11 protein-coding genes are annotated in these 12,807 nt (G+C 68.0%); 7 read left to right on the top strand and 4 right to left on the bottom strand.

Features of this window, described 5'->3' with window-relative positions; all coding sequences use genetic code 11:
* The first annotated feature begins 83 nt into the window (after positions 1–83).
* Positions 84–911 (top strand): carbon-nitrogen hydrolase family protein, encoded by an 828-nt coding sequence (locus tag EV138_RS16565; RefSeq protein WP_133979815.1) that lies wholly within the window; start codon positions 84–86, stop codon positions 909–911.
* Here EV138_RS16565 and EV138_RS16560 read toward each other — a convergent pair.
* Positions 908–1,510, bottom strand: a complete 603-nt coding sequence (locus EV138_RS16560; protein ID WP_133979814.1) for a GNAT family N-acetyltransferase — start codon at positions 1,508–1,510, stop codon at positions 908–910. The two genes, EV138_RS16565 and EV138_RS16560, sit on opposite strands and share 4 nt — an antisense overlap.
* Before the next feature lie 82 nt (positions 1,511–1,592).
* Between EV138_RS16560 and EV138_RS16555 the strand changes: the two genes are divergently transcribed.
* The 3 genes from EV138_RS16555 to EV138_RS16545 are packed head-to-tail and all read left to right on the top strand — an operon-like array spanning position 1,593 to position 4,797.
* Positions 1,593–2,183, top strand: a complete 591-nt coding sequence (locus tag EV138_RS16555) for a TetR/AcrR family transcriptional regulator (RefSeq protein WP_133979813.1) — start codon at positions 1,593–1,595, stop codon at positions 2,181–2,183.
* Entirely contained in the window at positions 2,183–2,935 is a 753-nt protein-coding gene (locus tag EV138_RS16550) for an ABC transporter ATP-binding protein (protein ID WP_133979812.1), read from the top strand. The genes EV138_RS16555 and EV138_RS16550 overlap by 1 nt, the downstream gene beginning before the upstream one ends.
* A complete protein-coding gene (locus EV138_RS16545) occupies positions 2,920–4,797 on the top strand; it encodes a hypothetical protein (RefSeq protein ID WP_133979811.1) in 1,878 nt (625 codons plus the stop codon). Before EV138_RS16550 ends, EV138_RS16545 begins: the two co-directional genes overlap by 16 nt.
* Here the strand turns inward: EV138_RS16545 and EV138_RS16540 are convergent.
* A complete protein-coding gene (locus EV138_RS16540; protein WP_133979810.1) occupies positions 4,741–4,941 on the bottom strand; it encodes a hypothetical protein in 201 nt (66 codons plus the stop codon). The genes EV138_RS16545 and EV138_RS16540 overlap by 57 nt on opposite strands.
* A gap of 139 nt (positions 4,942–5,080) precedes the next feature.
* Here EV138_RS16540 and EV138_RS16535 point away from each other — a divergent pair, with 139 nt between their 5' ends.
* Complete coding sequence (locus EV138_RS16535) at positions 5,081–6,133, top strand: helix-turn-helix domain-containing protein (RefSeq protein ID WP_238158177.1); 1,053 nt, start codon at positions 5,081–5,083, stop codon at positions 6,131–6,133.
* Positions 6,134–6,176: 43 nt separating this feature from the next.
* On the opposite strand, the gene EV138_RS16530 is transcribed toward EV138_RS16535, so the two are convergent.
* Together EV138_RS16530 and EV138_RS38050 are read right to left on the bottom strand one after the other, a co-directional pair.
* Positions 6,177–9,854 (bottom strand): S8 family serine peptidase, encoded by a 3,678-nt coding sequence (locus EV138_RS16530; RefSeq protein ID WP_133979809.1) that lies wholly within the window; start codon positions 9,852–9,854, stop codon positions 6,177–6,179.
* 122 nt (positions 9,855–9,976) lie between these two features.
* Positions 9,977–10,357: a hypothetical protein gene (locus tag EV138_RS38050; protein WP_238158176.1), complete on the bottom strand. Its 381-nt coding sequence runs from the start codon at positions 10,355–10,357 to the stop codon at positions 9,977–9,979.
* 119 nt (positions 10,358–10,476) lie between these two features.
* On the opposite strand from EV138_RS38050, the gene EV138_RS16520 reads away from it, so the two are divergent.
* Positions 10,477–11,259 (top strand): PrsW family intramembrane metalloprotease, encoded by a 783-nt coding sequence (locus tag EV138_RS16520; RefSeq protein WP_133979808.1) that lies wholly within the window; start codon positions 10,477–10,479, stop codon positions 11,257–11,259.
* 270 nt (positions 11,260–11,529) lie between these two features.
* Complete coding sequence (locus EV138_RS16515; RefSeq protein WP_133979807.1) at positions 11,530–12,798, top strand: extracellular solute-binding protein; 1,269 nt, start codon at positions 11,530–11,532, stop codon at positions 12,796–12,798.
* Positions 12,799–12,807 lie beyond the last annotated feature (9 nt).

The raw sequence follows: 12,807 nt of genomic DNA, 5'->3' as shown, positions 1-12,807 counted from the left end.
CTGGCCGGGAGTTTTTGCTTTCCCCGACCCTCTTTCCCCGACCCTCGCGAGTTTCTGTCGGTGCGGCCTGAGACCGTTGGGTGATGACGGGGATACGGATTGCGATCGCCCAGCCGGAGATCACGGCTGACGCGCGGAAGAACGGGGCTGAGGTCCGGCGGTTGATGGCGCAGGCCGCGGCGGGGAAGGCGCGGCTGGTGCAGTTCCCGGAGGGCCTGCTGTCGGGGTATGCCAAGGAGCAGATCGCCGACTGGGCCGACGTCGACTTCGATGTGGTCCGGGCCGAGCTCGAGCAGATCATGGCGCTCGCCGCGAAGCTGAAGCTGTGGGTGGTGCTCGGCTCCGCGCACCCGCTCACCCCGCCGAACCGGCCGCACAACAGCCTCTACGTGATCTCCGACACCGGCCGCATCGTCGACCGGTACGACAAGCGCTTCTGCTCGCACACCGAGATCACGCAGTACTACAGCCCGGGCTTCGAGCCGGTGGTGTTCGACGTCGACGGCTACCGGTTCGGGCTGGCGATCTGTGTCGAGATCAACTTCCCGCACCTGTTCTCGGAGTACGAGCGGCTCGGCGTCGAGTGCCTGCTGCTGTCCGCCTACCCGGTCGACTCGATCTTCGAGGTCAAGGCCCGCGCGTACGCCGCGATCAACGCCTACTGGGTCGCCATGTCGCTGCCCGCGCAGACCAACCACCTGATGCCGTCCGGACTGATCAACCCCAACGGCACCTACGCCGCGCTCGTCTCCGGCACCGACCTGGTCATCGCCGACCTGAACCGCGACGACCCCGACCTGCACATCCCCCTCGACCTGGCCCGCCCATGGCGCGCCGCCGCCCTCAAGGGCGACATCTACCGCACCCGTCGAGTGACCGACCCCCGCTCGACCAACCGCACCACGGTCTAGCTCGTACTACGGCCGAGGTAGGTGACCACGTCCACGCCGGGGACCGGGATGTGGTGGAAGCCGAGGCGGTCGTAGAAGGCCCGGGCCGGAGTGTTGCTCGTGAGCATCGTGAGGTGGACGGCCGGGACCCCGCGGTCGGCCAGAGTGGTGAGGAAGCGATTCATCAGGGCGCGGCCGTAGCCGGCTCCTTGATAGGCCGGCAGTAGGTCGATGTGCAGGTGCGCCGGATAGTCCGCGACCTCGGGGATGACGAGCCGCTCAGGGTCGTGCAGCAGGCCGATCATCTCCTCCGCCGGCGTCCGGGCCGGTCCGGTCAACGGCCCGTACTGCGGGACGCGGGGCAGCCACTCCGCGCGGAACCGGCGGGCGAAGGCGGGTGTGTCCGCGCAACCGAGGATGTAGCCGACGGCCCGCTCGCCGTCGTCGAGCACGAAGGCCAGCTCCGGCTCCAGTTCGACGTACGGGAACGCGAAGATGCTCGGCATCAGCTCGAGGTCGGGGAAGCGGGACCGGGAGTCGCCGCCGTTGTCGGCGGTGCGGACGCAGATGTCGCCCACAGCGGGCCGGTCGTCCACCCGGTACGGCCGGATCTCAGGCATTGAATCCCTCCAGAGGCGAAGTGAGAGCGCTCCCACAGCCTAGGCCATCGACGGATTTGAAGGAGCGTGTTATTTTCTGAACGTGCGTTCAGAAAACGAGACCTTCATCGAGGCTGCCCGGCGGGCGCAGCTGGCCGAGTGTGCGGTCGACGTGATCGCCGAGGCCGGGATCGGCAAGGCGTCGATGGCCCGGATCGCCGAGCGGGCCGGAGTCAGTGTCGGCGTGATCTCGTACCACTTCGGGAACAAGGCCGGCCTGATCGCGGCCGTCGTCGACCAGGTCGCGAAGACCGCGGTCGCGCTGATGGAGCCGCAGATCGTCGCGCAGCCGACAGCAGCCCAAGGCCTGCGCACGCTGATCACCAGCAACCTCGACTTCATGAAGCAGCACCCGAATGCGTTGCGGGCGCTGCTGGAGATCATCCGGGCCGACGACGGCGTGTACGCCGCGCAGGGTTCACAGGCGATCTCGGACGTCGAGAAGGTCCTGCACTGGGGGCAGCACACCGGCGAGTTCGGCAGCTTCGACACCCGGGTGATGGCCACCACGATCCGCGCCGCGATCGACGCGGTGCCGTTGCTGCTCAGCCGCGACGAGGACCTCGACCTGACCGCGTACGGCGAGGAGTTGGCCTGCCTCTTCGATCGCGCGACCCGGAAGGAAAGCCACTGATGGAAGCCCTGGAGCTGCTCGGACTCGGCAAGACCTTCGGTACGCAGAAGGCAGTGGACGACCTCAGCCTCGTCGTACCGCAGGGCTCGTTCTTCGGGCTGCTCGGCCCGAACGGCGCCGGTAAGACGACCTCGCTGTCGATGGCGGTCGGCCTGCTCCGGCCCGACACCGGTACGGCGAAGATCTTCGGCGTCGACGTGTGGGCCGAGCCGGTGCGGGCGAAGGCGCTGGTCGGCGTGCTGCCGGACGGCCTCGGCATGCCCGAGCGGTTGACGGGCCGCGAGGTCCTCACCTACCTCGGCCTGCTGCGCGGCCTGCCGGCCGGCGAGGTCGCGGCCCGGACGACCGAGCTCCTCGAAGTACTGGAACTGGACGACGAGGACGGCAAGCAGGTGATCGGGTACTCGACCGGGATGCGGAAGAAGCTCGGCCTGGCGGTCGCGTTGCTGCACGCGCCGCGGCTGCTGGTGCTCGACGAGCCCTTCGAGGCGGTCGATCCGGTGTCGGCGGCAACGATCCGGACCATCCTGAACAGGTTCATCGCCGGTGGCGGTTCGGTGGTGATGTCGAGTCACGTGATGGCCCTGGTCGAGCAGCTCTGCGATCGGGTCGCGGTGGTCGCCGACGGCAAAGTGGTTGCCTCGGGCACCGTTTCCGAAGTACAGGCGGGTGGGTCGCTCGAGGACGCGTTCGTGTCGCTGGTCGGCGCGTCGACGCGCGGAGCGGAAGGGCTGACATGGCTGTCGGTCTGACCTCCGCGACGGCGCACACGCTGGTCCGGATGCGGCTGGCCGCGTTGCGGCACTCGTTGCGGGACAAGAACCGGGTCGCCTGGGTCGCCGGCGGAGCCTTCCTCGGCCTGGTGTTGGCCGGTGCGACCATCTGGGCCGCCGCCCGAGGTGACGCCGACCTGGTCGCCGTGGCCGTGACCGTGTGGGCGCTGGGCTGGATCGTCGGTCCGCTGTTCGCGGGCGGTGGCGACGAGACGCTCAACCCGGAGTACTTCACGATGCTGCCGCTGCCGCCGCGCGCGTTGTCGGGTGGGTTGCTCGCGGCCGCGCTGGTCGGCTTCGCGCCCGCCGTGAGCCTGGTGGCGCTGCTGTCCCTGGTCGTGCTCGGTGCCCAGCTCTCTTTGGGCGCACTGTTGATCGCGGTACCTGCGGTGCTGCTGCAGTTGGTCTCGTTCGTGCTGGCGTCACGGCTCGCTGTCGCGATCTATGGCGTGTTGCTGCAGGTGCGAGCGGGCGCAGTACTGGCTGCGCTGGTCAATGCGTTCATTCTCGCGTTCACCGCGCAGGGCTGGGCATTGATCGCTGCGTTCATCAGTACCGATGTGCAGGGCACGGTGGCGGACGCTGCCCGCATCGCACCGTCTGGTTGGGGTTTCGCAGCAGTAGAGGCTGCTGGACGTGGCGACTGGTTGCAGACCGTTCTGGCATTGGTTGGGCTCGCACTGCTCAACGGACTGATGCTCGTTGCCTGGTCAGCTCTGCTGGTACGCCGTACTACGGCCACGCGCACCGGCGTACGAGTGCGTCGGGTGTTGACCGCGACGGATGCTGCCGGAGCCGCTGGAGCCAAGGAGGTTCGGTCGTGGACGCGGGACCTGCTCTACGGTCACCGCGCGGTCTTCGCGATCAGCTACGGGTTGTTCTTCTGTCTGATGCCACTCGCCGTCGGTTGGAAGGCCATGCTGCCGTGGGCCGGCGCCGCTGCCGTGGTGATGGGTGGCGCGATGTTCTCCAACCTGTACGGCGCAGACGGCACCGCGTTCTGGATGACTCTGATGACACCTGGGTCGGCCCGGCTCGACGTACGGGCTCGTCAGCGGGCCTTCCTGCTCGTGTTCGGTCCACCTGCGCTACTGATCACCTTGCTGCTGACCTGGTGGTCCAGTATCGACAGCGCCTGGCCGTTGGTACTCAGCGCACTGCCGGCTCTCCTCGGCGGTGCGGCCGGCCTGATCCTGCTCTCCTCGGTCTACTCAGCCGTGCCTACGACAGACGCGCACAAGCGCTCCGGCAATCCCTTGAACTCAGGCGAGAACGAGGGCGAGACCCTGGGACTCGTCTACGTGATGCTCGTCCTGATCTCCCTCACAGCTGCGCCTGCCCTGCTCGCGGCGCTCGCGTGGACCTGGTGGGGTATCCCGGTCGGCCTCGCTTCCGGCGTACTGACCTGGTGGTACTTCGGTCGGTTGGCCGCGCGTCGGTTGGAGCGGCGTGGTCCGGAGTTGCTCACACTGCTACGGCACGGCCGGCAGCCGGGACAGCAGGCACCGGCGTCGTCGCTGTCGGCCAAGCTCGCCCAGTTGCCCCAGTGGAGACGCACGCTGGCCGGCCTCTGCCTGGGCTTCGGCGCCATCCCGCTGATCCCGCAAGCCGTGGTGCCGGCCGTCTTCAAGCTCAACCACGTCGACGCCAAGGCTTGGTTCCTCGCCCTCTACACCGCTCCCGCGTGGCAGTGGCCGGTCATTGCGGGCATGGCTCTGCTGGGCCTCGGCATGTACGCGTTCGGAGGCCTCACCTACTACCGGGCGAGCAAGCTCAGCGTCGCCTCACCGCAAGCGGATCCGCTGGAGGATGCGGACGGCGGGCGCTCGGTGGCGGCCTGACCGGGTGGTGAGCGCGGGGTGGCCGGCGGCATGCCGGTGGTCACCCCGGTGCGGCGTGGTGTTGCCCGCACCGAGCAGCATCCAAGCGGCGAGAACGGCGGCGGCGGCCAGGCCGGCGAGGCCGGCGTAGTCAGTCCAGTTCATGGTGGTTCTCTCTCGATGGCGGCTCGGGCGGGAGTCTCGCGATTGCGTCCTTCACCGGTAGTGACGGTGTCGCGGCGGCTTCGTGATGGCACTGCGGTGCCAGGAGTGCCGGCGACATCAGTTGGCCCAGCTGTGCCGGATGGTGGACAAAATGCTCGCCAGTGCGCTGGATCGCCTGATTAGGTGGAGCTTCGAGCACGGGGAGGGTGAGGCCGGAATGCAAGACGGGTTGCTGGACGCCCGCGAGGAGCAGGCCTACCGGCTGTTGGTGGGCTTGTCGTCAGCCAGGTCGGCGGAGCTGGCCGAGGTCGCGAAGCTGCCACAGCACGAGGCCGACGAGGTGCTGCAGCGGTTGCAGGCCAAGGGGCTGGTCGCGATCCAGCCTGGCGACGAGGCGGTGTTCCGTCCGCTGCCACCCGACGTGGCCCTCGGTACGACGCTGCTGCGGCGACAGGAGTCCTTGGAGTCGGCACGCAAGACAGTCGCCTCGCTGAGCGAGGAGTTCCGCGCCAGCGCGAGTCGCCGGGACGCGCACCACCTGGTCGAGGTGATCGTCGGCGCCACCACGCTGCGGGACCGGCTGCGCGACCTGCAGAACTCGGCCCGGGAGGAGATCCTGTGGTTCTGCCGGGCGAACCCGCTGGCGATGCAGGGCGCGGACAACACCGAGGAGTACGGCGCGCTCAGCCGCGGCGTACGGTATCGCGCTATTTACGAGCGGGCCCTACTGGAGACGCCGGGTGAGCTGGACAGCATCGCAGAAGGTGTCAGTTGGGGCGAGGAGGCCCGGACGCTCCTGGCGCTGCCTGTGCGGCTGGCGATCGTGGACCGGGCCACTGCCATCTGTCCGCTGGTCCGGGACGACGAGTTGGGCATCGGCGAGCCCACTGCCGCAGTGATCGGCCGTGGGCAACTACTTGATGCACTGCTCGCACTGTTCGAGAGCCACTGGGAGCAGGCGACGCCGGTGAAGCTGCAAGGCGGTGATCAGCAAGGGCCGGACGGGCTGGACGACTCCGAGCGGTTCCTGCTGTCGCTGATGGTTGCCGGCGTACCGGACAAGTCGATCGCGTCGCAGCTGGGGATCAGTCGCCGTACAGTGCAACGCCGGCTCGATCGACTGATGTCGCTTGCCGGTGTGGACACCCGTACCGGCCTGGCGTTCCAAGCTGCGAAGCGGGGCTGGCTGTAGAGGGCGCGGGCAGTCTGCTACCTGCCCGCGCCCTCTGGCTCGGCTACTTCAAGCCGTAGGCGCGGATGACCGTCTGACTGATCTTGTTGCCCGCGTTGTCACCGGCAACGACCCGCAGCGACACAGTGCCCTTGCCTGCCGGTACCACGGCGAGGTAGTGGCCGCGACCCCCGACCGCAATGATCCGGCGCCACGTCTTGCCCTCGTCGAACGACACCTCGGCCCGCAGAGAGGTAGAGCGAGGCGCCGCGACTCCGGCCTGCTGGTGGACCTTGAAACCGATCAGATGCGGACGGGCCGCCACCCGCCCGGTCAGATCCGTCGGCACCTCGTAGTCGACCTGCAGCAGCGGCAGGGCGGTCGCCGTGGTCTCCGAGGTCTTCTTGGACCGGAAGTCCCACACCGTACGAGTGCTGGTCGCCCAGTTCCATTCGCCGTCCTCGTCCACGCGAGCCGTGGACAGGTCGAGCTTGTACGCCGAGTCGCCGCTGCTGGTGATCACGTCCTGCCAGGCGTCGGGGAGTTCGGCCACCACCTGTCCGGCCCGGCTCAACACAGCCGAAGCGGACGTGGTCTCACCGATCGTGTAGTGCCCGGCCGCGTCGACGAACGACGGAATCCGCAGCGACAACCTGTCACCCGTCCTGGTGGACACCAGGCCAGGAGCGGCCGCCGGACGGACCACCGGCCCGAACCAGGTCTCCGTGGACGAACCGGGGCGGTACGACCGCGGTACCGACGTCATCCCACCGGCCAGTGGGTTCATCGAGTCCCAGGTGTAGAGGTGGTGGACCCGGTGCTGCCAGAGCGAGTCGCCGGACGTCACCCACTCCTCGCGGACCTTGGGTGTCTCGACGAAGCGCTGCGAGTCGTTCCACGAGTACTCCTGCCACGGGCGCCACCCGAACCGCTGCTCCTTGGCCCAGTTGAAGCCCCCGTTGTCGGCGTACGCGGTGTTCACCCGCGCGCTGTTGGCGGCAGTGACCTTGTACGTGATCTTGGCGGGGATCTGCCCGGCCGAGACCTGCTGTACGTCGTACAGGTAGGGGCTGGAGGTGGTCAGGGTCAGATCGATCGTCGCGTGCCCCTTGCGGGCCCGGTCGATCAGCTTCTGGCCGTCCTTGGTGCTTGTGACCAGTGCCGGGATGGGTTCGCGATCGCCGTTCGGGGTCCAGACCGTCCAGGTCGACCAGTCCGGCGGCCGGACCAGGATGACCCCGGCAGCACCGGCCGCGGCTGCTGCGGCGATCTGCTCCTCCTCACTGATGTCCTCTCTGTCGTTCAGGACCGCGACGGCGCCCTTCACGACGGTGGTCGTCAACGGGAAGCGCTTCTTGCCCGCCAGCGCAGGCGACTGGTGCAGCAAGTTGAGGTCCAGCGGTCCGCTGACGCCAGGAATGGATGCCTGCACGATCGGTGCGACCAGTTGCCAGCGGGACGAGAACTCGAAGCTTCCGTCGGCCACCGGCTTGGTCGGCGTGACCAGCACCTGCTTGACCGCGCTGAAGTGCATCACGCCGTGAGCGATCTTCCGGCCGTTGCCGTACTCGCGGTGCACGTAGTAGCTGAGCACTGCCTGCTGCTCCGACGGCTTCGGCGTCTGGATCGTGATCGGCGCGGCCTTGCGCGCGTCGATCACGACTTCGAGGTCCTTGCTCACCACGACGTTCGGATCGGTGAACAGGCTGACCTTCTCGTCCTGCGGGTCGTTGTTCTCGACGATCGAGTGCAGCAGGTAGGTGCCCTCCTCGACGACGGCCTTGTACGTCCCGCCGTCCGGGATCCACGCCAGCGTGTCGGACCGCGAGTTGTCGCCGTACAGCGAGACCACCGGTACGCCGGTCGGCTTGCCGTCGAGGCCGACAGCCCGCAGCGTGACCGTGTGGCTCGGGGCCTGGCGCCACGCGCCGACCGCGGTGTGCGTGACGACGCCATTGGGGCCAGTGGCAACGATCCAGCCGCTGTGCTGACCACGGTCGAGCTTGGCGGCATCCAGCACCACCGGTACGTCGGCACTCGCTCCTGCCGGCACGGTGACGGTACTGGGCAGGGTGAACGCGTCCGTCTCGGGTTTGTTCGTGTCCAGATTGTCCACGTCGGCCGTCAGGTCGAGCGTCACCGGTGCCGTGGTGTCGTTGCGGTAGGTGATCGTCTGCGTAGATCCGCCAGTGGTGGTCTGCAGGCCGAAGTCGGCGACACCGGTCGCGTACACCTTCTGCGCAACGGCTCTGGCGACGTCCACCCGGCCGGCGCCCTGCGAGTACACGCTGACGTCCGCAGCGGTCTTCGCAGTACTGATCAGCGCGTTCTTGAGGCGGTCCGCCTTCCAGTCAGGGTGGGCCTGGGCCATCAGGGCGGCAGCGCCGGCTACGTGCGGCGTCGCCATCGAAGTACCGGAGGCTGCCGTGTAGAGGTCATCCAGCGGGTCGCCCATCGCAGTACCGGCCGCGCGGGCCGCGACGATGTCCACGCCCGGTGCGGTGATCTCGGGTTTGAGGCCGCCGTCGCCAAGGCGTGGCCCGCGGCTGGAGAAGCCGGCCAGCTTGTCGTCCCGGTCGACCGCGCCGACGGTGAGAGCTGAGGTGGCCGCGCCCGGCGTACCGACCGTCTGGTCCGCGCCTTCGTTGCCTGCGGCAACAACGAACAACATGCCGGTGCGAGCGGTGATGTCGTTGACCGCCTGGCTGAGTGGGTCGGTGCCGTCGGTGGGTTCGCCACCGAGGCTCATGTTGACCACCCGGGCGCCTTCGGTGGCGGCCCATTCCATCCCGGCGATGATCGACGAGTCGTAGCCGAACCCGTCGTCGCCGAGCACCTTGCCGATGAGCAGGTCGGCCTTGGGGGCTACGCCCTTCCGGGTGCCGCCTGCGCCGGCTCCGGTGCCCGCGATGGTCGCAGCGACGTGCGTGCCGTGACCGAAGTGATCGACAGGGCCGGTGGGGCTTCCGGAGAAGTCCACGGCCTCCTTGACCTTGCCGACGAGGTCAGGGTGGTTGGCGTCGACACCGGTGTCCAGTACTGCGACGGAGACGCCAGTGCCCTCGTACCCGGCCTGCCAGGCAGCAGGCGCGCCGATCTGCGGCACGCTCCGGTCCAGCACCGCCCGGACCTTGCCGTCCAGCCAGACCTTGGTGATGCCGCTGTTGAGCGTCCTGGCCGTCTGCGAAGGCTTCAGCGACTGCCAGAGCGAGGTGAGTTCGCCCTTGCCGGCCCGGATCGCGGTGGCGCCGATCGACGGGAGTTGCCGGACGGTCGTCGTACCGGCGAGTGACTGCGAGCGGGCGGTGTTCTGGTCGGCGTACCGCACGATGAGCGGCAGGGACGTGGCGGCGGAGTCACCGAAGCCGTCGGCGATCAGCTCGTTCACGTCGAACAGATTGGCGTCCAGGACGCCGCTGGAGATGTACGGCACCGCGTCGCTGGGGAGTACTCGCAGGCCGCCGTCCACCTCGATCGTGTGGAACGCAACCCGCTCACGGCCCGGCGCGGGTTGCACCGACGCGGCCTTCTTGCCACCACCGGCATCGGTGACCTGCACGACGTCACCAGTCACCAGCGTCACTGTCTGTACGCCGTTCGCCGTGCTCGTGGTGGTGCGTGGTGTGACGATGCCGGGGTCCGGCGGCGCAGCGGTCGCCGGGACCGCCGCAGTACTGATTGCCGTCGTACTGATCGCCAGGACAGCCGCAAGGATGGCGGCACGTTTCTTCGGGGAGGACATGGGTCGGTCTCCTTCGAGAGGCTAGGGCAGGCACCTCTTCCGAGTGAGTCTGCAGCCGCACCTCACCTCAGCACCCTGTCCATCCCTGCCGTCCCTGCGCCATGTCCCAACAACGCCAACTGCTACTCGCCGATCTTCTTCGAGCGGAGCAGGATCTTGGTGGTGAGGAGGGTCCTGGTTCCGCCGGTCGGGATCTGGGAGACGACGACCCAGTTGCGGTCGTTGATCAGCAGGCGGCCCTTGCCGGTGGCATCTTCTTCGGTGAGGTAGAAGAAGCCCGCGGCCTGCAGGGTGTCCTGGGCCAACTGGTGGTTCACGCCGACCACGTTCGGCACCACGCCGCTCGCTCCGGTCGGGGTCGGGGTCGGGGTGGTCGGTGGAGGTGGGGTGCTGGTCACGGTGACCGTCACTGGGCCGGCCGGTTCGCCGGTGCCGCAGGACGTGCTGCCGGCCAGCAGGAGCACACCGCATCCGAGTACCTGAGCGATACGTAGTACGCGCACTGTGAGCACCTCCTGTCTCGACAGTCGCTGACGGTGGCGATCCGCGCAACCCGACTTGCGACTGGGGACACACGCGGCGGACGGCTGCTTCGGTCACGCGGCCGGTGCAGGATCTGTACATGACGGCACAGCAGATGGTTCGCAGGTGGGCCTGGCTCGGCACGCTGGTGATCGGAGGCGCTCTGTACCTCGCGGTGCTGGCTGTGCTCGCCGATACGGACAATCCGAATCTCTTCCCGACCTTGATCCTGCTGGGCGCCCTCGTAGTACCGCTGACCTTCGTCACGTTCGCCGCGGGTCGCTCCGGGCGCTGGCTGATCGACGGGCCGACGCTGGGCGGCTCCCTGCTGTTCGGTGGCGTGGTGGGCGTGGTCGTCGCCGGCCTGCTCGAGTACGACGCGATGCGCAGGCTCGGCGCCTTGCCGATGCTCGGTGTCGGCCTGATCGAGGAGGCCGCGAAGCTGATCGTTCCCGTGGTGCTGGTGCTGTTCTTCGGCCATCGGTACCGCTCGATCGGTGGCGGCATCGTCATCGGCGTCGCGGTCGGCACGGGGTTCGCAGTACTGGAGACGATGGGCTACGCGTTCGTCGCCCTGCTCCAGTCGGGCGGGAACGTCGGTGCGGCCGAGCAGACGCTGTTCATCCGCGGCCTGCTGTCGCCGGCCGGACATGCAGCGTGGACCGGTCTCACCTGCTGGGGCCTCTGGCGGTTCGCAGTGGAGCCGACCGGCAAGCGGTTCCTCGGCTTCCTCGGCATGTACGCCGTGGCGGTCGCTCTGCACACCACCTGGGACGGCATCGGCGGGCGGATCACGTACGCCGTCGTCGGCGCGATCAGCATCGGTCTGCTGCTCGTCGGGCTCAAGAAGGCGCAGCAGCACGACGGCCGCGCGCTGGTGTAGCTCCTTTCCTGTCGACGCAACTGGTCCGGTCAACGACTTACCAGAAGCTCAAACTGGTCTGTTGCGTCACTTGCAACGCATGCTGCGAGAAATGCTCCCAGAACACGTGATTTGCCACCTTTGACGCGCGTGTGCGCTCTCACGACTTAATAACGGACACTGCTGAAGTATTGACTGGTCCGGCATTTGCCGCAAGGCTCTGCGCCACTGAACGACAGGTTCATACCAGTCAGCCGGGGGTTCTCCGGCTACTCCGCCAGAGGTGATCCGATGAAGTTCCGTCCCCTTGCCATATCCACAGTCGCCGTCGCGGCTCTGTCGCTGACCGCGCTCGCCGCGTGCGGCAGCTCGGACAAGAACGACACCGCAGCGTCCGGTCCGACCAGCATCGACGTGTGGCTGATGAAGGGAAGCGTCTCCGACGACTTCCTCAAGCGGTTCACCGACGATTTCGCCGCCACCCACCCGGACATCAAGGCCAACGTCCAGATCCAGGAGTGGAACGGCATCGGCCCGAAGATCATCGGCGCGCTGGCCAGCAAGGACGCGCCGGACGTGATCGAGGTCGGCAACACCCAGGTCGCGCAGTACTCGGCCAGCGGCGGCGTCAAGGACCTGACCGACAAGAAGGCCGACCTCAAGGGCGACGACTGGATCGAGGGTCTCGCCGGTCCCGGCAACTACGAGGGCAAGCAGTTCGGCATCCCGTACTACGCCGCGAACCGGGTCGTGCTCTACCGCAAGGACCTCTTCACCAAGGCCGGCATCACCACGCCGCCGAAGACGCGCGAGGAGTGGCTGGCCGACACCGCGAAGGTGAACACCGGCGGCAACCAGGGCATCTACCTGCCCGGCCAGAACTTCTACGTGCTGTCCGGCTTCATCTGGGACGAGGGCGGCGACCTCGCGGTCAAGGACGGCGACACCTGGAAGGGCGCGCTGGAGACCCCCGAGGCACTGAAGGGCATGGACTTCTACCGGCAGATCCAGGCGCTCGGCAAGGGCCCGAAGGACTCCGACGAGGCGAAGCCGACCCAGACCGACGTGTTCGCGCAGGGCAAGGTCGCGCAGATGATCGCCGTACCGGGGGCCGCCGAGCTGATCGCGCAGGCGAACCCGGCGCTCAAGGACAAGATCGGCTTCTTCCCGATCCCCGGCAAGACCGCCGACAAGCCGGGTGCCGTCTTCACCGGCGGCTCCGACCTGATCATCCCGGAGGCCTCGGCCAACCAGGACGCGGCGTACACCTTCATCAAGGAACTGGCCGGCGAGAAGTGGCAGGTCGATCTGGCCAAGTCGATGAAGTACGTGCCGAACCGGACCAGCCTGGCCTCGTCGGTCGGCGCTGACGAGGGAGTGGCGGCGATGGCAGCCGGCGCGGCCAACGGCAAGGCCACCCCGAACTCGCCGAACTGGGCCGCCGTCGAGGCGAAGAACCCGATCAAGGAGTACCAGACCAAGGTGCTGACCGGCGGTGACCCGGCCGCCGCGGCCAAGGCCGCCGACGAGATCATCACCCAGGCCCTGAACACCAAGTAGCGCTATGGC

It is taken from the genome of Kribbella voronezhensis (genome assembly GCF_004365175.1).
GTDB lineage: Bacteria > Actinomycetota > Actinomycetes > Propionibacteriales > Kribbellaceae > Kribbella > Kribbella voronezhensis.
Note: the sequence above shows the minus strand (reverse complement) of the source record. Positions and strands in the feature narration are given on the sequence as shown.